Consider the following 24,960-nt stretch of genomic DNA (forward strand, 5'->3'; position numbering starts at 1 on the left):
CATCTTGGGCATCTCCACGAACACGCTGTAGCGTTGTAGCCGAACACAACCAAGATGGGAAACAGGCTTTTCTCATGAGAACCTTTTAAACCAGCAGTTTGTTGCGGGGGCCCCAAACGAGGTTCTGTTTATTGTCCTTTTGCAGCTAGCCATAAAATTTGCTGTCTGAATAACCCCTATAGAGAAAACAAAAAAAACCGCAATTATCACGGTTTCTTAAGCATGCTATTCTTGTGCTTGGGCAAAAACAAATTTGGCTACAATTCTTCGCCATTGGATTCAATGACTTTTTTGTACCAGTAGAAGCTCTTCTTCGGCGTTCTGCTCAGATCACCATTGCCATCGTTGTCTTTGTTGACATGGATGAAGCCGTAGCGTTTTTTCATTTCGCCTGTTGAAGCACTAACCAGGTCGATACAACCCCACATCGTATAAGCAATGAGCTCCACGCCGTCTGCTACCGCTTCCTTCATTTGTTCAATGTGACCTCTCAAATATTGAATGCGATAATCATCCTGAATTGAACCATCTTCCTCCACCACATCTACAGCACCCAGGCCGTTCTCTACCACCATCAGTGGAATCTGGTAACGGTCATACAGGTGATTCAGCGTGTAACGCAAACCTTTTGGATCGATCTGCCATCCCCAGTCGGACGACTCCAGATATGGATTTTTGATGCCGCCCAGCAGATTACCGCCTGTTTTCTCCAGCGAATCATCCGCACTTTCGACCATGGACATGTAATAGCTGAAGGAGTAGAAATCCACGCACCCTTCCCGCAGTGTCTGTTCATCTTCCGGTTGCATCTCGATACGGATTCCCTGCTCGGCAAAGAAGCGTTTGGCAAACCCGGGATACGCCCCTCTGACCTGCACATCACCACAGATCATATTCGAAATTTGGTCCTTTTGCTGTGCAAGCAAAATATCGTCCGGATTGCATGTGTTCGGGTACGTTGTCATGAAAGCGACCATACAGCCGATTTGGAAATCGGGGTTGATCTCATGCCCTAGCTTGACCGCCTTCGCACTTGCCACAAATTGATGGTGCAGCGCCTGGAAGCGGGTCTGCGGATCATCGACCCCATCTGTCAGCGTCTCTTTGCCTTCGAACAGAATACCTGCGGCCATATAAGCCCCCAACGGCATCGTCAGACAGTTGATCTCGTTGAAGGTCAGCCAGTATTTAACCTGATCCTTGTATCTGTTGAAGAGGGTTGTACAATATCGGATGTAACAATCGATAACTTCCCGTGATGCCCAGCCGTTATACTTCTCGGTCAGACCGAATGGCGTTTCATAATGGGAAATGGTCACCAGCGGCTCAATGTTGTACTTTTTCAACTCGGCAAAAACGTTACCGTAGAACTGCAATCCCTCTTCGTTCGGCTCCAGATCGTAACCGTTCGGATAGATTCTTGACCAGTTGATCGACATGCGGAACATTTTAAATCCCATTTGGGCCATCAAGGCAATATCCTCTTTGTAATGTCCATAAAAATCAACCGCTTCATGGCTCGGATAATACGTTCCCTCTTCAAGTACAGGCGTGATCCGCCGCGGTGTCGTGTGGGTTCCGCCTGTCATCATATCGGAAGTGCTCGGGCCTTTGCCGCCCTTGTTCCATCCACCTTCAAATTGATTGGCAGCCGTTGCTCCACCCCAGAAAAATCCATCTTTCATTGTCATAACCAGTTCCTCCTCCAATGTCTCATCAAGACTTCAAAACTAGTGTAACATCCATACCCTGACACCTTCTGTCATGGTATAATCATGGCATGGAAAATAACCGATTATTCAGAATGATGCTGCTGTTATTGGAGAAAAAGAAAGCGACCGCCCCGGAACTGGCCCGTTTGTTCGAAATATCCGTGCGCACGGTGTACCGTGATATCGACAGGCTGAGTGCAGCAGGCATTCCTGTGTACACCACAACCGGAAAACATGGCGGCATTCATCTTATGGACAACTTTGTCATGGACAAGTCTCTCTTGTCCGAAGACGATCAAAATGAAATTTTGCTTGGACTATACAGCGTCAGTGCCATCCCTCATCTCAACAGTGCCCATATGCTGAAACGGTTGACCGCGATGTTTGATCACAAGCTGGAATGGATCGAATTCGATTTCTTCCCCTGGCGCAGCATTTCACTGCAGGAGAGAGAACTGTTCAATCAGGTGAAGCAGGCCATACTCACGAAACAGCTTATGACGTTTCATTATATCGACTCCAATGGTGAACCAAGTTTAGAGACCGTCGAACCTGTCAAATTAATATTCAAAAATAACACCTGGTACTTCAAAGGTAACGAACAGAGCACGCCGAGCATTACAGAAGCACAGACTTTCAAGATGAAAAGGGTCTCTGAGCTCAAACTGCTGTCAAAGCCCCTCGATCAGAGCATGACAGCGGGATTAAGGGTCTCCGAAAAACACGTTACCAGTCCTCCAGTTTCCATGAAACTGATATTCTCTAGTACCATTGCGTACAGAGTGCATGATTTTTTTGAACCCTCCCGGATTGAAAAGCAACCTGATGGCAGGCTGCACGTCTCTCTGGAAGTACATGAGGGGGAACAATTGTATTCGTTCCTGATGTCATTTGGAGCGGAGTTGACCGTGGTTAAACCTCCCCATATTCGGCAGGAACTGCTCAGGCGACATATCGATGCGGTAGAACATTTGCAAATGATCACCTTTTGATTTCATATTTAACATTTGGATTAACCTTGTACTTAAATCGTCGCTTCCTAGTGTAATTAGGTGATCATCAAAACGGGCATGATACCAAAGTTCTCGTCCTCCGACAGCAGACTAATTCATAAATCATGAAGCCAAAAATAAACTGAAGAGCCTCCGTTGCAGTTTTGGAGCGTTTAACCCCTCCTGCAAGCTCGGCGTTGACTTTGTCGCCAAACCGATCCATAGAGCTATGGTGTATTCTTAAGTAAGTACTTTAGTCGCTTCTGAAGTAAAAGGAATTAGTTCGTCTATACGTCCTTTACGAATTTTCTTAGCCCATGCAGGATCGACCATTAGCGAACGTCCAACTGCCACCAAGTCAAATTCTTCATTCTCAAGTCGTTGAACCAGTCCATCGATACCGACGTTATTGGCTCCTTTTCCTTCGGTGAAAAGACTCGTGAACTCACCGTCAAGGCCAACAGATCCAACCGTAATTGTTGGTTTGCCAGTCAACTTTTTGGTCCATCCGGCAAAGTTCAGATCAGAGCCCTCGAATTCCGGCTCCCAGAAACGTCGTGTGGAACAGTGGAAAATATCGACGCCCGCATTAACAAGTGGCGTCAGGAATTGCTCCAGCAATTCCGGAGTTTCTGCCAATTTAGCTTGGAAATCATCAGTCTTCCATTGTGATAAACGCAGAACAATCGGGAATTCCGGTCCAACTACCTCACGGCAAGCCTCAATGACTTCAACTGCAAAGCGTGTGCGTGCAAGCATATCCCCACCATAACGATCTGTACGCGGATTGGTTTTCTCATAGAAGAATTGATCAATCAGATAGCTGTGCGCACCGTGTAACTCAATACCATCGAACCCAAGACGCTTCGCCTCAGAAGCTGCCTGTGCAAATGCCTGAACGATTTCAGTAATTTCAGCTTCCGAATAATCGCCAACATGACCTTTAGCTCCCATATGCCAGATCTGTGGAATGATCCGTCCACCGGCCTCATGTACCTCTGACACTACGTTCGCCCAGCCATTTAGTGCAGCTCCGCCATAAAAGTGCGGCACGTTAACTTGATTGGATGCATCCCGATGATTGATTACCGTTCCTTCTGTCACAATAAGACCCACACCGTTCTCCGCTCTGCGGCGGTAATAGGAAGCGACATTTGTACCTGGTATACCGTCCGGAGAAAATTGACGAGTCATCGGTGCCATCACGATCCGATTGGATAATTTTAAGTTGCCTAATTCTATAGGTTGAAACAGCGGTTCTACTGATTGAGAATAATTCATAATAGCCTCCAAAAATTTAGTTTTTTTATAAAATGCTTAGATCGCTTCACCGACCATGACCCATGTTAATATCAGCTTGACTTACAGATGAATCGTTCAAAGAACTTTATCGAAAAGCCCCACCTCCTCAAATTTCATTGTTAAACCCTCCTTCACTACAACAAAGCATCAGTTCTTGACTACAAAGTCAAGAATGAGACAAAAAAAAGATCAAGGCAACATCATGGCAAAAGACGTACGCAAGACCGCCTCGATCTGTTCACGCGATGAACCGGATTTCTCCATAATTTTTACACCCAGCATGGTGTTATTTAGATAAGCTGCAAGCTCTTTGCTAGAAAAACGGTTCGAAATTAACTGCTGTTCCTGACCGTTACGGATGATCTTCTCTAAAATCTGTTGAACCTCTTCTAACATTAGCTCATTTTCTAGCGTGACCTGCTCGTCATCTGTTCCGAATTCCAGTGAGGAATTCACCATTAGACATCCTTGGCAGCCGGATTCGTCGTCTAAAAGTGAATGGCGCAAAGAATCCAGTTTATCAAGCGGAGATGAGGCTTGTGCTTCGATCTCCTTCAATTTCCCTACGCTCTGTTCGCGATAGAGTGCCAGCGCTTTGAGGAACAATGAGCGTTTGTCATTAAATACACAATACAAACTTTGCTTCTTGACCCCTGTCGTACGAGTAAGATCCTCATAAGAGGTTGACTTGAATCCTTGATTCCAGAACACTTCCATAGACTGCTGCAATGCACGATCGACATCAAATTCTCTTGGTCTGCTCATAGGGTAAAACTATCACTTCCTGACCATGTAGTCAACAATAAAATATCTCTTCATCTATTTGGTGATTATTCTCAATAAACCCACAAAAGTTGAAGCCTGATAAGTGTGTGTTGTCATAATTAGTGAGAAAAAGCGCAAAATCATTTTGTATCTTTATGCATGAAAATGGATACAGATTTTTAGCGATATTTTTATCTTAATTATACACAGCAAAAAGACCACTATCTAATATTAGATAACAGTCTCAGTTAAAATGCTATATTCATTTAAATTAAATTGCTAATCTTTTCGCCTTCTATACTTCTACAGAAACATAATCCTTGATCCATATTTTGTAGTATTAAATACACTCCAACAATTTGGCTGTTAATACTTACTTATACCACTTTGACTCTTTTATTGAATTCTTTTAGATATTCAAATATTGCTAAACTTAAACTTAGTAAATTCAATTTTCTTAAAACTATCAATTATCAGGAGTTTAAATTTAATATTACGAAGTATCTCCTCTAAACAGTAAATTAATTCAATGATGTTCTGGCGAACACAGGAACATTAAATTCCTGAAGCATACTTCGAAGCATATCTTAGGAAATTTGAAATCTATCATAGATGGTCTCATATAATATGTATTTGCATTATCTTGACAATATTTCTTCAATTAATAAATTTGTTCTTTCTGAACCCGATAAAGCTGAACTAAAGAAAAAGTCTTTATTTTCATCTTGAACAGAGTCTAAAATTAGAGACTGTGCTTTCTCATAATTTTCGTTATTCATATTCTTGGCTCCTAATACTATCTTTAATATTATGAAGTATGGTCATAAATAATAAATTTTATACGTATATCGTGTATAAATTACTTTGCTATGCCCGATCTTATTATTAGTCTTCTTTGATTCATGACTGAGGACAAAAACTTAGTTCTAAAATTTTTCTCCCTCATCAAACAGGCGTCCAGAAGTGCTGGAGCTCGAAGAAATCACTCGTTCCTTCCCAGAAAAGGGAGAAGTATTAATTCATGCAACTGGTAACACAGGCCTATGGCATGAACAAGAAAACTATAATCAGTTTATGGTTTAATACAGTAATTGAATCATAAACTTAAGCGGTAACAAACATACTAATACCAAAATTAGATTAAGTTCGAATGCTACAGGTACAATTTTCGCTCATAATATATGTAAAATCCGCCAGCATCGCTCCTTTGCAGTTCAACGCTGTTCTATTCTTTGGCTCCATACTATCCCCCTTAAGATCCAGTGATACAAGCTGCTCGAGCTAACTCTTTACGCCCTTTTTCATATCATCCGATTGCAAGTTCCATAGCTTCAAACTTTTCTTTCAACTCTAGAATTTCTTTTTCTAATTGCTGAATTATCCTGGCTGCATCTCCGGGATCCTCTGCATGTAATTCTTGCCCAGACTGAGGAGCTATGTTTGTTATCCAATCCAGTATTTCAGATCGAACTATGGGCATTGGAGGTTACTCTAGCATACGTGATCAGTGCAGCTAATGCAGCTTGGTCTTCAACCGGGTTAATTACGATAACGTTACCATCTAGTTCCTCTCCCGTAGATGTATTGAACACCTGATACTGATTGAACTTATCGCTAATGTTGTTTCTGTTTACGTTACCCATCAAATCTCCTCCAAATATGTACTGAGTCACTTCCCACCTATCCTAACATGCCATAAAGAGATGACAACTTTGTCGACATACTTTTGAGAGACTAAGCAAAAACCGATGTGCTTATTATAAACACATCGGCCGGCGATTCTGTAAACGTTGATTTTTTAAATTAGAATAAGGACATACCTAATCCAATTTCTATCTTAGGTCATCGTTGCATCAAGATGATAAAAAAAGGTTAACCAGAATATTCTGGTAACCCAAGCATCAAAAAATGCTTATTCAAAAACGTATCATTAATTGGACTGTACGGAAATACGCAAGATCGGTCCATCGATACTACTTTCATTGGAGACTAGAGATTCGACTTTTTGAATGTTCTCTTGACCATCTGGAATAATGATCGGACTGATCACCGAGTAACCCGCGTCTTGAATGGCAGGAATATCAAATTCCAGCATCAACTGTCCCACCTGAACCATATCGCCTGATTGTACATAACTCTGGAATCCATTCCCCTTCAGGGAAACCGTATCTATACCTACATGAATGAGTAACTGGACACCTGAAGCATGCTCTATAATAACAGCGTGCTTGCTCTTTTCCATTATGTGCATGACCTTACCTGTAAATGGTGCAGTCACTTTTCCTCCAGATGGCATTATTGCAATGCCATCCCCCATTGCTTTACTTGAGAAGGCTTCATCCGGTACAGACTCGAGAGATACTGCATGTCCTTTTATTGGGGAAGCGATCTCAATTACTTCGATATTCGACTTCTTTTTACCTTTGGCTACGGGATCTGTGTCATCGCCTGAGTTTCGATAGCCTATCGTGTAAGTCAGACTAAATGAAACTGCAAAAGCAACCGCATTGACCAGGATATACAGAGGCAATTGATTATTCAAATAGAGCAACATCCCCGGAATACCTGTTAGCGACATACCTGTAGCTTTTAATTGTAAAATAGAGGCTAGAAATCCACCGACTCCTCCACCGATCATCGACATAATGAAAGGCTTCACTAGAGGTAACGTTACACCAAATACTGCAGGTTCCGTTATCCCCAGAGCTGCTGAAAAACTAGAAGGATATGCAATTTGTTTTAACTTTTGTGATCTTGTTTTGATCGCTACTGCCAATACAGCTCCTGCTTGCGCAACATTCCCTGGTGAAATGGGATTCAACATATTCCAACCAGTTTGAGTGAGCATGTTAATTTCCAGAAAACTTATAATATGATGAATTCCAAAAATACCCAACAGCTGACTAAAGCTACCATAGAGAAGACCTCCCAATCCAAACGGTAATCTGAGTAAGAATTCAACTCCATGCAAAACAAATATTTCAATCTCATGGAAAATTGGACCAATCATAAATAGTGCGAGTACAATGGAAATAAGCAGTGTTAAGAACGGTGTTAAAATGAGGTCAAGTGAATTTGGAATTTTCGTTCGTAGGAATTTTTCTATTTTAGAACCCACGATACCTATAATAAATGCTGGCAATACGGAACCCTGATATCCCAACACTTTAATAAAATCGAAAAATACCAAGGGTTCTGCCAGGTTCTGTCCTACAGCGTAAGCATTAGGCAAGGCCGGATTAACAAGCATCAACCCGAGCACGATCCCCAGAACCGGACTGCCACCAAACACCCTAAATGTGGACCAACAGATTAAGGCTGGCAGAAAGGCAAATGCAGTATCTGTGAGAATCTGTGTGAAAAGCAACAATTCCTCTGGAACATTCTCAGGTGTTAAACCAATTAAACCTAATACGGCGGCCTGAGTCAGCAAACTTCTTAATCCCATAAATAATCCTGTCGCTACGAGAACGGGTATAATTGGAACAAAAATATCCCCGAATATCCGAACTGCACGCTGAAAGCGATTCCCCTCTTTTTTCACGGGAGCCTCTGCTGGTACTGTACCATCCATTAACTTCATCACTTCTGCATAAATTTTATTAACTAAGCCAGTTCCAAGAATGATTTGATATTGACCCGAATTAAAAAAACTTCCCTTTACCCCTTGAAGATTTCCCATTTCTTCATCATTAATTTTATCCTTGTCCGCTATCATGATTCGCAACCGTGTAGCACAGTGTTCAACAGAATGAATATTCTCTTTGCCACCTACTGATTCCAAAATCCTTTTGGCTAATTCCTGATCTTTCATATGAGTTTCTCCTTAGATTGAGTAATATTTAAGTTTGCCATTATGCTGCAACCCCTGATATTCAACACGTAACTGATGTTCCTCGGTAAAATACCTCGATGAGAAAACGCATTCACCATTATTCACGAAAACCTCAATGGTCGAGCTATCGCTATAAAGGCTCATTTGTGATAAGTTCTGAATCTCGTTTACTTTCGTTTCTCTTGTATGGCTGACCCAATTTTCCCTTGTAATCGAAAACTCATTCTTCTCTCCAATATAACGAATCTCAATCGCGCCATTTCTTAGAGAAAGATAAAAATCACTTGTACTGTCCTCTCTTCGCAATTCCAGTTCAAACCGTCCGCTATCCAACTCAAAATCTCCTAGACGAGAAGTAAATGTATTTTCCGTTTTTCTTAGTTGTTTGACTTCTTCGATAGGAAGCTGGATTAGTCTGTCATTCTCCCAAGTTATAACCCTAGGTAACGTCAAACAATGTATATATCCGTATTTTTTAGTAGGGCATAGCTGTTCCTCTTCCTCAGACATTCGAGACATCCACCCCACCATGATTCGTCTGCCTTTATGATCAGTAAATGTTTGGGGCGCATAGAAATCAAAGCCATAGTCAATCAATGCTAACGACCCATTCGGCTTAAATTGCTTGGTTTGCTCATTAAATTTCCCAGACAGGAAGGCTGCATAACTTGTTATACCTGTTGCGCCCTCTTCTTCTGGAATTACCTGCGGACAACAGACCAATATATCGGTCCTATCATTCAAGGAGAATAAATCTGGGCATTCACACATGTTGTCTAACTGTTGATCATATAAAATGTTTTCATACGTCCAATCCGACAAGTCACCTGAAGAAAAGAGAGCGACTGCGCCTTTTCGCTCTTTCGTTTGAGCACCAACGATCATCCACCATCTGTCACTTCCTCTCCATACCTTAGGATCACGAAAGTGTTCTGTGAACGCTGTCGGCGTTTCGATTACCTTCTCTTCTTTCACAAAAGTCTGACCATTCACAGATTTACTCACACACTGATAGCTCTTTCTGCCTCCGTTATTCTTCACGTTACCTGTGTAGAACAGATACATTTCATCTTCATGTTCTATACCACTGCCTGAATAAACTCCATTACGATCCCAATGTCGATCCGGGAGAATAGCCGTATTTTGATTGGTCCAATCGATCATGTTCGTTGATGTGAACAATCCCCACTCTTTGTAACTATGGTTCGTATCAAATCGATTCCATTGATGAAAAAAATAATACGTACCTTTGAACCAGATCAGACCATTTGGATCATTCAGCAAACCTCTTTCCGGCTCAATATGATATGTCAATTTATAAGGATTTCTCAAAACAACATCCCACTTTCCAAATATAAAATATTGGTTTACACGGTAATTTCAAATCATTGGATCATTCATGCTTTTTAAATCTCCAGAACCGACTAGTGAAGTCTTGTTTCTTTCTCGGAAATGTAAGGCCTACGTGCATCAACTCATCTCCCCCGAATAGCTCTCCGGTTTCGATATTTTTATAGATAAATTCCGGGTTAAGCCCTTTGCATTTAACGGTCTGGACAGGAGCCGCCGGCTGAGATAATACTGTAAAATAACTCAGTGCAACCTCGGTTTGATCTCTTGAAACAAAGCTCCATGCAGCTTCATTCCCATCAAAAGGACTAACGATTCTGTGGAATCTGCCGAATTGAATGAGTGGTCGAATCTCTTTATACAGGGCAATTTGCTGCTTAACCGATTCTTTTTCGTGCTCTGTTAATTTCGTCAAGTCCAGCTCATATCCAAAGTTTCCAGCCATGGCAACATATCCTCTGGTATCGAGAGGTGTTATTCTACCTACTTGATGATTAGGTACAGATGAAACATGTGCCCCCATTGTCATTGGCGGATATACAAGACTTGTACCATACTGGATTTTCAATCGACTAATCGCATCTGTATTGTCACTTGTCCACGTCTGGGGCATATAATACAGCATGCCTGCATCGAAACGTCCACCACCACTTGAGCAACTTTCAAACAACACGTTTGGAAATGCTGCAGTGATTTCTTCCATGATTTTGTACAATCCCAACATATAGCGGTGAGCCGTTTCCCGTTGTCGCTCAGGCTCTAACGCGGATGATCCGATATCTGTCATGTGACGATTCATATCCCATTTGACATAGGTTATCGGAGCACTTGATAGAATATCTGTGAGGGCTTGAATTAAATAATCGCAGACTTCCTGTCTTGATAAATCCAATACGAGCTGATTCCGGCCTAATGTATGTGGGCGATCTGGTACATGCAAGCACCAATCAGGATGACTTCTATATAAATCGCTATTCATTGAAACCATCTCCGGTTCAAACCATATTCCGAACTCCATACCCAGGTTGCAGACTCGGTTGGCGAGATCTAAAAGACCCTGCGGCAGCTTTTGTGAGTTGACTACCCAATCGCCTAAAGAACTTTTACTGTCGTTACGTTCTCCGAACCAGCCATCGTCCAGGACAAACAGCTCTATCCCTACCTCTTTTGCCTCAGTTGCAATTTCCTCAATCTGATCTGCGGTAAAATCAAAATACGTCGCCTCCCAATTATTGATGAGTATTGGTCGTAATGTGTCACGATACGTGCCCCGACATAATCTCTGGCTATACAATTCATGATAGATTCTGGACATATCACCCAATCCACTCGCTGTATAAACCATGACAACTTCCGGAGTTTGAAAGGTCTCTCCTGGCTCCAGTAACCATGAGAAATCGAAGGGGTTTATCCCTATGGAAACTCTGGTAGTACGGTACGGGTCAACCTGAACCTGCGCTGTAAAATTCCCGCTATACACGAGATTAAATGCATAGACCTCTCCATGATCTTCGTTGGTCTCCTTTTTAACCAATGCCATAAATGGCGCTTGTTGAGGGCTACTGGCGCCACGACAGCTGTCGACCATTTGAATTCCAGATACAATTTTGCGTCTTTCTATATTTTTTTCATTTTGAGCAGCACCATACAGTGTCATAAGTTCGTATTCATCATCCCGAAAATCCACACTTGCGCTTAAGGCTCGGAGCAATTTCATATTCCTGTGTGCCTTGATTTTCAAATTGAACTGACCTGGTGATTACATCCCGTTCCTCGTACAGACTATATGTTAACGTGACAATTAGCCCCAATAACTTGTCTTCCATAATCAATTCCAACGTTTCGGCCTCGTTGTCCGTCTCTACATAAGTAGATGGTAGCCCTTTCAATTTTGGTTTCCCTCTATACGTTCGATGTTCTTTGTAGCGTAGGTCTGTGACAGTCGAACCATTCTCTTGTTGTATTTGATAAGAGGGAACCCGAAAGTCACCATTGCCATAGGCAGGATACTCTTGGGGGAGCGTATCCAACGAAAATGTGCGATCAGATATATCCGGATTAGGTGAAAATACTCGATCAATATAGATAATCTGATTACTGCCTCGATAGGTTTGGATGCCTTTCCCCCAATATAAATGGGTTAAATATCCCCCTTTGGTAACCTGCATAACATAGCTGGTCTTCTTGCTTTTCAAATGAAATATGAGATGTTCATCATCGATGTAAATAGACATAATTTCCTCCCATATATTTAACTGATCTTAATAAACGATTGAGAAATATATATTGCTTATACATGTATACTAATCGTTTTAAATGTTCACTTATATGGAAGCATGTAGACTCATTATGGTACGATGTGATAACATGTAACCATTTTCAATATTCGAGGTGATATGATGCTGTTGAATTTTTCCAATCAGTATCTCAACAATCTAGATCTTAATTTATATACATGTGGAAGAGAGGAATGTGTCAGTAGTTACTCCTATGGTCCAGCAATTCGAAGCGGATATATTGTTCACTATATCCTTAAAGGAAAAGGAATATATAAAGTTGGAGATCGGACCTTCCATTTGGAGAAAAATGACGGGTTCTTAATTACACCCAACCATTTGGTTTATTATGAGGCAGATGCTGCAGACCCATGGGAATATGTCTGGATTGGCTTCAGTGGAGTGAAAGCAAAAGAATATTTAAACCGGTCCAGTCTATCCATGGACCATCCGATTTTTACGTTTAATGAAGATCATGAGCTTATTCATTGTATAGACGGTATCATAGCGGCATCCAAACAGATTGCTAATAAAGATCTGTTATTAACATCCAAACTGTACGAATTTCTATTTTTACTCTGTGAAAGTTACCCCAATCGCGAAGTTGCCAGTGATGTCAAACAACAAAAATATATCGAAGATGCATTGCTATTCATTGAACAAAATTATGCGCACCATATTACAATCTATGATATTGCTAAGTACATTTCTATTGACCGATCCTATCTTCATCGATTGTTTAAGCAGAGTCTTAATAAATCACCACAAGAGTTCTTGTTAAATCTGAGAATGGATAAAGCATGTTTTTTGTTGACTAATTCAACTTTCAAAATCGGTGACATCTCTCGATCCGTTGGATATAAGGATGTTCTTTTATTTTCGAAAACGTTCAAGCGGATTAAAAAATGTACCCCTTCAGAATATCGAAAAAATCAAGAAGAATTGCACTACAAGGAATAGGAAGTTACCCCTCGCTGACTCAAACAATAAAAAAACAGGCAGTCCTAGTTATAGGAACGGCCTGTTTTCAACTTAAACCTCTACTTTTGAAAGCAGAGCAACCATTTATTTCATCGACTCGGACAGCTCTGTGAAAATAACACCCAGCGCATATGCGCCCGCATCAGGGTAGCCCAGACTGCGATCGCCGACTGTACCCGCACGGCCCATACGTGCCACGATGTCTTCGGTTTTCTTCGCACCTTCAACGGCTGCTGCTGCACCTTTGGCAAATGCTGTTTTGAAGTCATCTCCGGACTCCGCACTTTGCGTCCAGGAATCGGCACACGGTACGAGTGCATCAATCAAGGTCTTATGCCTACAACAGCACCACGTCCGAAGGAACGCTCTCCCCTGGACTGAATACCTTGAACTGCTGCTTGTAACATTTCAGCAAATTCAGCATCTTTCAATTGCTGTTTATCCCTTACCGCTTTGCCAGCCGCACGGAAAATGCCGAACCCCAGATTGGGCCAGATGCACCGCCACAATATTCCATAATGACCAAGATGAAGGTTGATGGTTCGCTACCTCTATGTAATGTTCGTCCGGGTAACCCCATGACTAAATTACATTGGCCATTTTTGGCACAGAACCGAAGGATAAATCAATTAATTGCATATTCTCTTCGATGAGGGCCTTAATTGCTTTCCTTCTGAGCTCGTCATCTTGTGCATCATCGAATAGAAATTCATCAATGATATCCAAATTCCGGTTAATTACATCCTGTTTCTCAAGTTTCTCTTGCACCGTCATACATGTTCCTCCATTAATCATTAACTGATTGTTTATAGATTACTTCGATATAATTGGCCAACACGTAAAAAGTCCATTACATTCTTCCAGGCCCTATGTTTCTTTGTAAGTTCATCCCGATAATCACTGCTAGCTGCAGGATAGTATCCAGGAGCCAAGTTCCGCGACTTTGTTTCATCTGTTCGTCGCTTAAATTGTAGTAAGTATAGCTATCACTTGTATCGTCCAAGTCATATCCACGTGGTACCATAAGTCATCTAATTGGACCAAATTCCAACTATGTGTCGTATTCGCTTGCCTGGACAATGCCTGTATCGAGTCTTTCTTCTCTCATTTAAAGACCGAGAAAATATACTTGAATGAGTCAGCAAACAAAGCGGAGGTTGAACAGCAATTGAGCGATTGCATTCTGTTCTATAACCAGAACCGATTCCAAAAAAAACTAAACGACCGTTCCCCGGTAGATTACCGGGAAACGGCCGTAGCTTAAATATTTCTACTTGACAGGGTTATGACCAAAAAAGCGACTTTCATTGGAACAATGCTCTTGTCGCTCGACATATGTATATATTCTAGTATTATAACACATTCTTTGAGTCATTATACATATCTCAATTCGAAATTGATTCGGGGTTTATTCATATTTCCTTCCGACCAAACCAATACTCTTTATTATGTCCCGTGTTGATCGTTTCATACATACGACGCATCTTAGCCTTACGCTTTCACGCTCCTTTTCCCTCGACAGTTTGTTAAGAAGTAATAAACACAATTTTCACAAAGAAACATTCCTAAAGATGCCTTCATCTACTCAATTAATCAACTGGTAATACTCATTGCCACAGTTACAGTAAGACCGCTTTAAAGCTTCATTTGATCTAACAATATCACTTGTTATTTGTATGACGTACCATTATAGTGGCACGTCATATGGTAATTTTTGTTTTTACTGCTGGTACTGCTTTTGAGCTTTCACTTCATCCATCGTAGGATAATCTGTATAACCCTTACTTCCAGTACCAGCATATAAAGTATTACGATCAACTTCATTTAAAGGGAACCCTACTTTGAGACGTTCCACAAAATCTGGATTAGCCAAAGACCATACACCAACGGGTACCAGATCAGCTGTGCCACTATCAATATCTACACTAATATCATCAATCGCACGCCCTGCTCTGTTGACCAATAATGCGTTTGTCCAGCTTGTGCGAATGTCTTGGAGAAGCTTCTCATTTCCAAGATGCATGACATGAAGGTAAGCTAAATCCAATTGAGCTAATTCTTTTACGAGGTGGAGATAAAGTTCAGGACCTTGTTCCCCATCTTGTATTCCTCCAAGAGGTGTTCCTGGCGAAATACGGAAGCCGGTTCTTTCTGCTCCAATTTCTTCGATAATGGCTTTCGCTACTTCGATCGCGAAGCGACTACGATTTTCTATAGAGCCTCCATATTCGTCTGTCCGTGTATTTGAATTCTCTCCAAGAAACTGATTGATCAGATAACCATTCGCTCCATGAATTTCGACACCATCTGCTCCTGCTTTTATAGCCGCTGCTGCTGCTTTTCGGAAATCAGCAATGGTTGTTTGAATATCCTCTTTACTTAACTCCCGTGGAACCGGGATATCCTGCATTCCTTTAGCGGTGAACATTTCCACACCTGGTGCGATTGCAGATGGAGCAACAGGTTGACGATGATGGGGTGTATTATCTGGATGCGACATGCGGCCCACATGCATTAATTGGATAAATATATAACCATCAGCTTTATGAACTGCATTCGTGATCTTATTCCAACCTTCTATTTGCTTTTCAGTATAGATACCAGGTGAATTCAAGTAACCTTGCCCATCATCAGAAGGTTGTGTGCCTTCACTAATGATTAACCCCATAGATGCTCTTTGAGCATAGTAAAGGGAGCTTAGTTCACCTGGTGTACCGTCCTCTTCTGCTCTGCTACGTGTCATTGGTGCCATAGCTAAACGATGAGGTAATTCCATTTTTCCGATTTTTGTTTTAGTCCACAATTTACTCATTTTGAACAACTCCTCTGTAGTTTAAATTAGTTTTTTATTTAGAAAGTTGTGGGTACAGTGCAGCTACACCACCGGCAAGTCCAGCTTGTACTTGACGACTAACTTCATCTGCGATAATTTCAAAGCTGTCAGATTCTATGCCGTCAATAGCTGTTTTCGCGATATCTGCAGGATTGGATTTAGGCATGTCTACGTTAGCAGTCATGTCTGTCTCCATAAAGCCAACATGTAGACCAGCTACTCTTACATTGCGTGGATATAGATTTAATCGTAAATCATTCGTTAATGCCCACTCTGCAGCCTTTGCAGCCGTATACGCGCCTAAAGTTCCCGAACTAAACCATGATAATCCGGAAAGAATATTTAAAATTGATCCTCCCCCGTTTTTCTCTATGATCGGTGCAAATGCCCGAACCATGGACAGTGTACCGAAAAAGTGTGTATTAAATTCCAAATCTATTTTTTCAGGATCACCGTCCAGTAAAGACGCCTCTGTTGATGATCCTGCATTGTTAATTAGCACGGTAACATCCTGAGCGATCTTAGCAGCAGCTGCAACTTCTTGAGGGTTGGTAATATCCAACTTAACTGGTGTAACACCTGGAATATCAATAGATTCCGGGTTTCTTGCACCTGCATACACTTTCGCCCCTCTTGATAGAAGTTCAAGGGCAAGATGGCGGCCAAATCCCCGGTTTGCTCCAGTAACAAATGCGACTTGTTCAGAAATTATCATTTTTATTGTCTCCTTTGGTCTGTTTTTAAGTTAAATTCTTTATTATTACTGTTCCTTATTCTAGGAAAGTTGGGGGTATAGTGCAGCTACACCACCGGCAAGTCCAGCTTGTACTTGACGACTAGCATCATCCACAATAATTTCAAAAACGTCAGATTCTATGCCATTAATGGCTGTTTTTGCAACATCCAAGGGGTTAACTTTGGGAACTTCTAAACCCGATGTCATGTCTGTCTCCATAAAGCCCACATGTAACCCCGCTACTCGGATATTCTGAGAGTGGAGATTTAAGCGGAGGTCGTTCGTCAATGCCCATTCTGCAGCTTTTGCAGCCGTATAAGCGCCCACAGTACCCGAACTGTACCAAGACAATACGGAGAGAATATTCAGAATCGAACCACCGCCATTTTTAGTCATAAGTGGTGCAAAAGAACGAACCATAGAAAGAGTTCCCAAGAAATGCGTGTTGAATTCTAAGTGTATTTGATCTAGATCTCCTTCAAGTAAAGAAGCACCTGTTGATGATCCCGCATTGTTTATTAGAAGTGTTACATCCTGAGCGATCTTAGCAGCTTCAATCACCTCTTGAGGATTGGTAATATCCAGTTTCACGGGGATTGCACCTGGGATATCAAGAGATTCTGGATTTCTTGCTGCTGCATAAACTTTTGCTCCTCTGGACAGAAGTTCTAGCGTTAAATATCGACCAAGACCTCGGTTGGCACCAGTGACAAATGCGACTTGTTCAGAAATTTTCATTTTTATTACTCCTTTTTATTTTGTAGTATATTATTCCAAAACAACATTTTCTGTATTCTTCTCATTGCGAAGATACAATTTCTTATTTGATGGAGGGATATGTTTTATAATATAAGAATGATCATTCTATATTTGGTAAAAAGAATGATCTCTTCAAGAAGAAAGATTTGTTAGTTCAAAATATTAAAACGATCACTCTAAAAATTATAAACATTGATACATAAAGGACAATTAACCTATAACTATTTAGTTAAAAGTTTTATAGAGATGTTGGCTGTACGTTGCAGGTTCTCTTTAGGAATGGAAGTTCTCGCCATTGCCCTCAACCCAATACCCACCACATTCAGATGTTCTGCCAGTACTGAGGCATCATAATCTAGGTTTAATTCTCCATTCTCCTGTCCCCACAAAATAATATCCTTGAACAGTTGCTCTGCTAGTGTAAATGATTCAGTGGCCTTTGAATCCACATCTACATCGCGCATAGCTAATTCCACGGCAGAATTCACCATTAAGCAACCAGAAGGTGAATCTTCATTCCCATATATCATGTAACTAATAATCAATTGAAGAGCCTCAACAGCCGTCTCAGAGCCTTTAACTATTCCTGCTAGCTCGCTATTTACTTTAGTTCGAAATCGATCCATTGCTTTCAGAAACAACGTATGTTTGTCGCCAAAGGTGTCATACAAACTTCTCCGATGGATACCCATATGCTCAACTAGATCCGTCATTGAAGTCTTTTCATAACCTTGTTCCCAAAAGAGCTTCATTGCCTTATCTAGTACTGCATTTTCTTCAAATTCTTTGTAACGTGCCATTCTGGTTCCCTCCTCCCACACTCAATATAACATATTGAGAACGATCGGTAAAGAATAAAAATGTAATGCTAATCCATTCAATATCACAAGCAATGAAAACGAACTATAGTCCGTAAAAAATGTATAAGATTAGTTTTTCTTATTACCTTGCTTAAGAATCATTTGACCCCAAGTATGCGTGATAAAATCCGGGGCGAACTTCATTGAAAAGCGCATAACTTTGGTAAAACCTGCGTTCACGCGTAGTTTATTTCTCAACATGCCTTTAATACCAACATTAACAAGCTTTGTTAAGGGGAAAGAGATCAATTTATTCATCAATCCTTCATCATAAGTGTCCGTGAGATTGGTTTCAGAGATAACTGGTGGACAAAGCTCCATCACATGAATATTTTTTCCTTTGTAACGGATTTGTTCACGTAATGCATCACTGAACATGTGTATGCCAGCCTTCGTTGCAGAATAAGTCGGTGCGTTGGCAACTGTAATATTAGCAAGTAGTGAAGTAACGTTAACAATCATTGCCTCTCTTTGTTTGGCTAACAGTGGCAACAAAGCCTTGGTTACATATATTGTACCATTCAAGTTTGTGTTGATTTCCGAAATAAGATACTCGTAGGTAATACTTTCATCGAATAAGTCAAACTCGTTTATGATACCAGCATTATTGAAAACAATATCCAGTTTGGGATAATGTTTAGCTAATTCTTTGGCAAGTTGCTCAACGCTTTTAGCATCACTAACATCAGCTACCATCCCAATGATTCCAGGGTTGTTCTTTACTGCTTGATCAATGCGTTTTTGTGAGCGCCCTGTGATGATCACTGTGTTTCCCATCTCATGAAAACGTTTTGCAAAAGCAGAGCCAATTCCAGACGTGCCGCCTGTCACCAGTATCGTTCTATTTTTCAATTTCATTCTTCATCATCTACTTTCAATATGACTTTCCCTTGACTATGGCCTGTCGCAATCTTAGTAATTGCGGCATTCACTTGATCAAAGGGGTATTCAGAATCAATCACCGGCTTAGATTTTGCTTTTTCAAGATACTGTGTGAAAGCTGCTAATTGCTTGCCACTTGGTTGAACGTATATGAAATCATAACTTTTCTTATGCCATTTCGCTAACCCATCAAAAGGCAACCCCAGTAAATTGAAAAGAATCTTCTTCCCCGTTGACAAGTCTGCGCTTCGATTAGCGAAACGGGCATTGGGACCAGCGATTAACGACAATAATTTACCACCGGGCTTTAGTATCTTAATTTGTTTACTAATTTCACTGGCGCCCCGGGTATCAATAACATAATCATAGCCTCTCAGTATGTGAGTATAGTCCTGCGTTTCATAGTCGATAAACTCATCTGCACCGAGTCGATTGGCCAAATCACGCGCTGATCCACTACCACTGACGGTCACAAACAGTCCTTGTGACTTCGCGTAAGGTATGGCAATCTGACCAAAGCCACCCGTACCCCCAGAAATAAATAATTTAGCGCCCTGCCGAGCATCTAAAATGGCTAGTGCCTGGATGATCGTCAAAGCAGACAATGGCACTGCCGCTGCTTCTTTAAAGGAAAGATTGGCTGGCATCTTAGCTACAATTGCCGCATCTACTGCGACATATTCGGCAAACGCCCCCATCTTATCTAGCGGTGGCATGGTGTACACGTGATCACCCACCTTAAAATCCATGACACCGGCGCCGACTTCGATCACAACTCCAGCCAACTCGTTGCCCAGAGTCAACGGAAAGTCGTAATGATCAAACAACTTAACTTTGCCTGTAATCGCCAAGACAAGGTGTGGATCAACACCGGCTGCCTTAGTCTTGATCAGAACCTGAGTTGATGTAATTGATGGAATATCGATTGAGTTGATTTCCACTTCAAGTGTTTTGGAATATTTAGAAATTTGTGCAGCTTTCATTAGGTGCTCTCCTTAAAATCGGATAATGACTTTTCCTTTAGGATGACCAGTCGCAACAAGCTTCAGAGCCTCATTAATATCTTCAATGTGGAATTCAGTGGGGTCCACCGCTGGTACAATCCCGTTATCTTCAATAATCTTGGTGATTGTCTTTAATTGTTCACCATCACTGCGAACAAAAATGAAATGATATTGAATCTTCTTTTTCTTCGCTTTGTGATCATACTTAGCCCCGGCAATGGTGAAGAGCTTTTGTTTCCAACCTGGCAAGCCCATATGCTCGGCGAAACGTTTGTTAGGGCCGGTCCGCAGAGAAAGAAGGCGACCTCCTGCTTTAATAATAGAAAGTTCATGATCAAATTCGCTTGGTCCCAACGTATCCATCACATAATCTACATTACTAAGCTGCTCCCAATAATTCTCAGTCATGTAATCAATATATTGGTCTGCTCCAGTCGCCATTGTCCGTTCACGAGCTTGCGGATTTCCACTAACGATGACCCTCAGTCCCATGCTTTTGGCGATAGGAATGGCCATTTGGCCAAATGAACCAGAACCCCCGGGAATAAACACGCTTTCGCCAGCTTTGGCAGCCAATTCTTCATGCAAACCTTGATAAGCAGTCAATCCTGTTAATGGCGCAGCAGCACCGGTCACAAAATCGAGATTAGCGGGCAAGTGCCCGATGGCATCCGCATGAATCGCTGCGTATTCCGCAAAGGCACCGATTTTTTGTAGAGGCAGGCGTGAGTAAATTGCATCGCCAACTTTAAATCCCTGGACGTTCTTACCAACCTTTTCAATAACCCCTGTCAGCTCATTACCCAGAGTCAAAGGGAACTCATAATCCTGAATCAGCTTCACACTTCCAGTACCGATGAGTAATTCTAAATGATTAACCGCCGCCGCTTTCACCTTGACCAAGACTTCGTTATCATTTATATCTGGGACTGGAATATCATTAATTTCTACTATGAACTTTTTTGAGTATTTGTTAATCTGTGCTGCTTTCATAATTAGTAGCCTCCTATGCGCTGAATAACAAGTAACATTTATCTGTTTTTGTAACTTGTGTGACAAGCATAATGCCATAGGTTACAAAAGTCAACAATTGTTACTCATTGTTCTGTATGCTAAAATACAGGCAGGTGTATAAACGATTATTGGGGATGTATTGAAGAAAGAAGGGTTGGCAGCACAGTGGCTAAAATCACACAAGAGCTCATTATTGAAACAGCGGAAGCGTTAATTGAACGCACGGAAAAATCTGAAGTGACACTCTCTCAAATTGCGGATGAATTAAGTATCACCCACGCAGCGCTTTATAAACACTTTAAAAATAAGCAAGAGCTCTGGGCAGCCGTGTCGAAGAGCTGGTTTAACCGGATGATTTCAGAACAGATCAAAATAGACATGACTAATATGGCTAATCCACAGGAATTGCTCCACGATTGGCTTTGGGCATTTGCTAACGCAAAAAAACGTGCCTATAACGAGAATGCCAAAATGTTCGCCTTGAATACGCAATATGTTGACAGCAATCCACTGGTATTACGTGACGTTCTCTGGGATTCCTACCAAATTATTGACGGCTTCATGGACTATCAGGATCCCCACTTGGAACGGGCAGAAGCGATTCTCTCCGCGTTTGCCGTGTTTAGCCTCCCGTCCTTCAAAGGATCCTGGAATTTACCAGACTACCAGGACAGGTTTGAACGCATCTGGAGTTTAATCAAACAGGGTCTCTGAATCCAAACCTCTAGTTGGATTCAAAAAAAGTCGCAAAAGAACTCTCTCTAAAACCAAGAATGTCTAAACCCTTTTTGGAGCTTCTCAAATTCATCACGATTTCATTCTCTATACAAAACAAACAACCGCCTCTCCACACATTAGTGTACAAGAGACGGTTGTTTGTTTTGTTAGCGCTCTGGATCAAAACAGCAAGAAAGTAATCATAAAATGGAAACGGTTTTCTTCACGGTGCAATCCGTACTGTACACATAAACCCCATTGCTGCGGGATGAAGCTCAATTCAAAACAATACTTTACCGATCGTTCTCAATATGATAATATGAATTTGCAGACAGGAGGTGGTGCAGCAAAAAGCGTGAGAATGATCATGGCGAGAAGCAAACAGTTTGAAATCAACGTGGTATTAGACAAGGCAATGGACTTATTCTAGCGTCAAGGCTTCGAAAAAACCTCCATAGAAGAGCTTTTCCAGGGCATGTGTATTCACAGAAGAAGCTACAACTTTAGCAGTCCTGGGCTAAATTTTTTAACATAATTAGAATGATCGTTCTATATTTTAATCGAAAGCGGCATTCATTTTAGGTGTGATGCCAATCCTAAAATCATCAAGGCTAAGTCAAAGGACTGTATAAAATAAATCTTAAAGGAGAATTTAAAAATGACTATAAACATGGACGGCAAAGTTGCTTTTGTAACTGGAGGAAATCGTGGCATTGGATTGGAAACGGCACGTCAATTAGGTAAGCTTGGCGCCACGGTCGTTATTGGGTCACGCGATTTGGAGAAAGGAAAGGTTGCTGTGGATACACTTCGTTCGGAGGGAATCCAAGCGGAGAATATCAAATTGGACGTCAATCTAGCCGAAGACCTTCAAGTTGCCTACAATTTTTTCGAACAGCGGTACGGTAAGCTTGATATGTTGATTAATAATGCTGGGATACAGATAGAGATTGAAGATCTTGCACCCATTAATGAAACAAGTACCGTTTCGCCGGGCGTTATGCGTGAAACCTTCGATGCCAATTTCTTCAGTATGGTTGAATTAACTCAGCTACTGTTGCCGTTAATTCGCAAAGCGCCAGCCGGAAGAATTGTTAATGTATCCAGTGCGCTTGGATCGAATACACTCCATTCCGATCCCGCTGCTCAAATTTATGATGTCAAGCTTCTTGCTTACGATGCCTCGAAGGCGGCAATGAATACCTTTACGACCCATCTTGCACATGAGCTGAAGGATACACCAATCAAAGTGAATTCTGCTTACCCTGGTTGGGTGAAGACTCCACTGGGCGGAAAATACGCTGATATGGATCTTGAAGATGGCGGTAAGACAAGCGTAATGCTTGCCACGTTGCCTGCGGACGGACCGACAGGCAAGTTCTTTCATATGGACACTGAGCTGCCTTGGTAATACGGTAGTTAATAGAAAAACGTGTTAATACGGCGAGCGCTTTCCCAATGTAACGGGAGAGCGCTCGCCTGATTACAGCGAAAAAATGATGATACTCTCTTGTTTTAATTCAAAATCGAAAATATTTAAATTCTCAATCATCCGTTCTTTATGAACAGACTTGGGAATTGCAACGATGCCATTCTGGAACAAGTTATTTCGTCCTTCTGTAAAAGGACCCCAATGCTCTTATCTTACCTTCTCGGTACAACTCTTCCATCTCTCGCCACGAACCGTATACATCGCCAAAAGGTTGGTAGATTAGATACAAATCCAAATAATCTCTAATCAACTCAGTTGTTCCATAACGATGGGGAAAAATGTAATGTATTTTGTGTGCTTGTTAAGGTTTTATATGTTCGTGTCCTTGGCTTTGGATACGAACTTGTACCGATAAAACAAAAAAGTCGCTAAAATAGCGACTTCAATGGGAATATGTTCTTGTCCGCGACAGTTTAACCGAGCTGAGGTTAATAAATTAACGTCGCTTCTTCATTTAATAACTTCAACCTTTTTATCCCCTGCTGACTTTGCTACCTCTAACGTTGTATTACCTTGGATAGCGACTATCACTCCAGTAGCCAGCATAGAAACGATTAAAGCTGCGCTGAGGGCTGTGGAAATTTTCTTCTTGACCATAACCATACCTCCAATATCTAATTACAATATTTAACTTTGTTGGGTAATTCACCTGGTGATTGTATTATAACGTACTGACAATGATTGTAAAAGGATTTTTTCCTTCCTACGGTTGTCCTCTATTGTGAATGGATATGCGAGCGGATTTTCCATGGTTACATAAGAATCTAAATAACCTAAAAATGGTTTACAATTACGAAGTGAAATGTTACAGTAATTTGAAATTGAGTAATTTAATAGATTTTACTGAGGATTACGCATCTGCGGATTACCATAGTGATTGCAGTGTTTGCCGTTTGGCAGTCTGGTAAGTATGAATATTACGGTGCTTCTAAAACACCAATCATTCAACATTAGGAGGATATTCTAATGAAAACAAAATCACTAAAATTAATTACAGTTGGTGTGACTTTTGCTTTAGGGGTTGGAATAGGTGTTTATGGCTGGGGAGCTGCATCTGCTGATACTAGTCCCTCTAAAAATCAAATGGAAATAAAAATCAATGATAAAGGTGAAACATATGGTTCACTTCTTTATCAAGATCAAGTTAAGGCTTTAGGTGTAGACGGAACTGAAGGTTACATCAAGACTTCAGATATGAATCAAGATTTGCCACAAACTCCCGAAGAAGCAATTCAGAGTATGAATGAACCAAAAGTCGATAAGTATATAAACTTGTACGATAGCAACGAGAATATTATCGGAAAATTTCTACTCATTAGTTCAGAAGATTAACACTAAACTACACTACTCCCCAAAAAAAGGCTCTCCATGATGATTGAGGGCACTTTAAAATCCAAACATCTATAAACAGGATACCCACCTCATTTCTGAGAAGGATTATCCTGTCTTC

Annotated in this window: 22 protein-coding genes and 3 pseudogenes; 6 read left to right on the top strand and 19 right to left on the bottom strand. The window is 41.2% G+C overall.

Features of this window, described 5'->3' with window-relative positions:
- Positions 1-257: 257 nt before the first annotated feature.
- Entirely contained in the window at positions 258-1,691 is a 1,434-nt protein-coding gene (locus tag QD47_RS06635; RefSeq protein ID WP_044645376.1) for a glycoside hydrolase family 1 protein, read from the bottom strand.
- A gap of 89 nt (positions 1,692-1,780) precedes the next feature.
- Between QD47_RS06635 and QD47_RS06640 the strand changes: the two genes are divergently transcribed.
- The gene (locus QD47_RS06640; protein ID WP_044645377.1) at positions 1,781-2,704 is read left to right on the top strand and encodes a helix-turn-helix transcriptional regulator; all 924 of its coding nucleotides are present in this window, start codon (positions 1,781-1,783) and stop codon (positions 2,702-2,704) included.
- Between the two features lie 240 nt (positions 2,705-2,944).
- Here QD47_RS06640 and QD47_RS06645 read toward each other — a convergent pair whose 3' ends face one another.
- From QD47_RS06645 to QD47_RS06670, 7 genes and pseudogenes are all read right to left on the bottom strand, one after another.
- On the bottom strand, positions 2,945-3,985 hold the full coding sequence (locus QD47_RS06645; protein ID WP_200893393.1) for an NADH:flavin oxidoreductase: 1,041 nt from the start codon (positions 3,983-3,985) through the stop codon (positions 2,945-2,947).
- Positions 3,986-4,195: 210 nt separating this feature from the next.
- Positions 4,196-4,771, bottom strand: a complete 576-nt coding sequence (locus QD47_RS06650) for a TetR/AcrR family transcriptional regulator (RefSeq protein WP_044645378.1) — start codon at positions 4,769-4,771, stop codon at positions 4,196-4,198.
- Positions 4,772-5,409: 638 nt separating this feature from the next.
- Entirely contained in the window at positions 5,410-5,550 is a 141-nt protein-coding gene (locus tag QD47_RS32080; RefSeq protein ID WP_161797156.1) for a hypothetical protein, read from the bottom strand.
- Positions 5,551-6,231: 681 nt separating this feature from the next.
- Positions 6,232-6,414, bottom strand: coding sequence for a hypothetical protein (locus QD47_RS06655; protein WP_044645379.1), 183 nt, complete (start codon positions 6,412-6,414; stop codon positions 6,232-6,234).
- A gap of 287 nt (positions 6,415-6,701) precedes the next feature.
- Positions 6,702-8,585 (bottom strand): PTS beta-glucoside transporter subunit IIBCA, encoded by a 1,884-nt coding sequence (locus tag QD47_RS06660; RefSeq protein WP_044645380.1) that lies wholly within the window; start codon positions 8,583-8,585, stop codon positions 6,702-6,704.
- Between the two features lie 12 nt (positions 8,586-8,597).
- Positions 8,598-9,938 carry a glycoside hydrolase family 32 protein gene (locus QD47_RS06665; protein ID WP_044645381.1) on the bottom strand — a complete coding sequence of 447 codons (1,341 nt, stop codon included), beginning with the start codon at positions 9,936-9,938 and terminating at the stop codon, positions 8,598-8,600.
- 61 nt (positions 9,939-9,999) lie between these two features.
- Positions 10,000-12,190, bottom strand: a pseudogene (locus tag QD47_RS06670) (alpha-galactosidase).
- A gap of 165 nt (positions 12,191-12,355) precedes the next feature.
- Between QD47_RS06670 and QD47_RS06675 the strand changes: the two are divergent.
- Positions 12,356-13,192, top strand: a complete 837-nt coding sequence (locus tag QD47_RS06675) for an AraC family transcriptional regulator (protein ID WP_044645382.1) — start codon at positions 12,356-12,358, stop codon at positions 13,190-13,192.
- A 105-nt stretch (positions 13,193-13,297) separates the two neighbouring features.
- Here QD47_RS06675 and QD47_RS30530 read toward each other — a convergent pair.
- Positions 13,298-13,739 (bottom strand): annotated as a pseudogene (locus QD47_RS30530) (DAK2 domain-containing protein); the annotation flags it as partial.
- 56 nt (positions 13,740-13,795) lie between these two features.
- Positions 13,796-13,987, bottom strand: a complete 192-nt coding sequence (locus QD47_RS06690) for a hypothetical protein (protein ID WP_044645385.1) — start codon at positions 13,985-13,987, stop codon at positions 13,796-13,798.
- Positions 13,988-14,285: 298 nt separating this feature from the next.
- On the opposite strand from QD47_RS06690, the gene QD47_RS32965 reads away from it, so the two are divergent.
- On the top strand, positions 14,286-14,477 hold the full coding sequence (locus tag QD47_RS32965) for an IS3 family transposase (RefSeq protein WP_268794233.1): 192 nt from the start codon (positions 14,286-14,288) through the stop codon (positions 14,475-14,477).
- 456 nt (positions 14,478-14,933) lie between these two features.
- Here the strand turns inward: QD47_RS32965 and QD47_RS06695 are convergent, their stop codons facing one another.
- The 7 genes from QD47_RS06695 to QD47_RS06725 all read right to left on the bottom strand — a co-directional run bounded on the left by QD47_RS06695 (position 14,934) and on the right by QD47_RS06725 (position 21,280).
- Complete coding sequence (locus QD47_RS06695; RefSeq protein WP_044645386.1) at positions 14,934-16,025, bottom strand: alkene reductase; 1,092 nt, start codon at positions 16,023-16,025, stop codon at positions 14,934-14,936.
- Between the two features lie 34 nt (positions 16,026-16,059).
- Positions 16,060-16,761 carry an SDR family oxidoreductase gene (locus tag QD47_RS06700; protein ID WP_044645387.1) on the bottom strand — a complete coding sequence of 234 codons (702 nt, stop codon included), beginning with the start codon at positions 16,759-16,761 and terminating at the stop codon, positions 16,060-16,062.
- A 60-nt stretch (positions 16,762-16,821) separates the two neighbouring features.
- On the bottom strand, positions 16,822-17,520 hold the full coding sequence (locus QD47_RS06705) for an SDR family oxidoreductase (protein ID WP_044645388.1): 699 nt from the start codon (positions 17,518-17,520) through the stop codon (positions 16,822-16,824).
- 242 nt (positions 17,521-17,762) lie between these two features.
- Positions 17,763-18,341, bottom strand: coding sequence for a TetR/AcrR family transcriptional regulator (locus QD47_RS06710; protein ID WP_044645389.1), 579 nt, complete (start codon positions 18,339-18,341; stop codon positions 17,763-17,765).
- Positions 18,342-18,470: 129 nt separating this feature from the next.
- On the bottom strand, positions 18,471-19,259 hold the full coding sequence (locus tag QD47_RS06715) for an SDR family oxidoreductase (RefSeq protein ID WP_044645390.1): 789 nt from the start codon (positions 19,257-19,259) through the stop codon (positions 18,471-18,473).
- Positions 19,256-20,266 (bottom strand): NADP-dependent oxidoreductase, encoded by a 1,011-nt coding sequence (locus QD47_RS06720; RefSeq protein WP_044645391.1) that lies wholly within the window; start codon positions 20,264-20,266, stop codon positions 19,256-19,258. Before QD47_RS06720 ends, QD47_RS06715 begins: the two co-directional genes overlap by 4 nt.
- Positions 20,267-20,278: 12 nt before the next feature.
- Positions 20,279-21,280 (bottom strand): NADP-dependent oxidoreductase, encoded by a 1,002-nt coding sequence (locus QD47_RS06725; protein ID WP_044645392.1) that lies wholly within the window; start codon positions 21,278-21,280, stop codon positions 20,279-20,281.
- A gap of 186 nt (positions 21,281-21,466) precedes the next feature.
- Here QD47_RS06725 and QD47_RS06730 point away from each other — a divergent pair, with 186 nt between their 5' ends.
- Positions 21,467-22,015, top strand: coding sequence for a TetR/AcrR family transcriptional regulator (locus QD47_RS06730; protein WP_044645393.1), 549 nt, complete (start codon positions 21,467-21,469; stop codon positions 22,013-22,015).
- Positions 22,016-22,676: 661 nt separating this feature from the next.
- Complete coding sequence (locus QD47_RS06735; RefSeq protein ID WP_200893394.1) at positions 22,677-23,429, top strand: SDR family oxidoreductase; 753 nt, start codon at positions 22,677-22,679, stop codon at positions 23,427-23,429.
- A gap of 90 nt (positions 23,430-23,519) precedes the next feature.
- Here the strand turns inward: QD47_RS06735 and QD47_RS32970 are convergent.
- A pseudogene (locus QD47_RS32970) lies at positions 23,520-23,751 on the bottom strand (aldo/keto reductase); the annotation flags it as partial.
- A 209-nt stretch (positions 23,752-23,960) separates the two neighbouring features.
- Entirely contained in the window at positions 23,961-24,107 is a 147-nt protein-coding gene (locus tag QD47_RS32430) for a hypothetical protein (RefSeq protein WP_186327940.1), read from the bottom strand.
- 369 nt (positions 24,108-24,476) lie between these two features.
- Here QD47_RS32430 and QD47_RS06740 point away from each other — a divergent pair, with 369 nt between their 5' ends.
- The gene (locus QD47_RS06740) at positions 24,477-24,842 is read left to right on the top strand and encodes a hypothetical protein (RefSeq protein ID WP_052646724.1); all 366 of its coding nucleotides are present in this window, start codon (positions 24,477-24,479) and stop codon (positions 24,840-24,842) included.
- The last annotated feature ends 118 nt before the right edge of the window (positions 24,843-24,960 follow it).

This window comes from Paenibacillus terrae, from assembly GCF_000943545.1.
GTDB classification, from domain to species: domain Bacteria; phylum Bacillota; class Bacilli; order Paenibacillales; family Paenibacillaceae; genus Paenibacillus; species Paenibacillus terrae_A.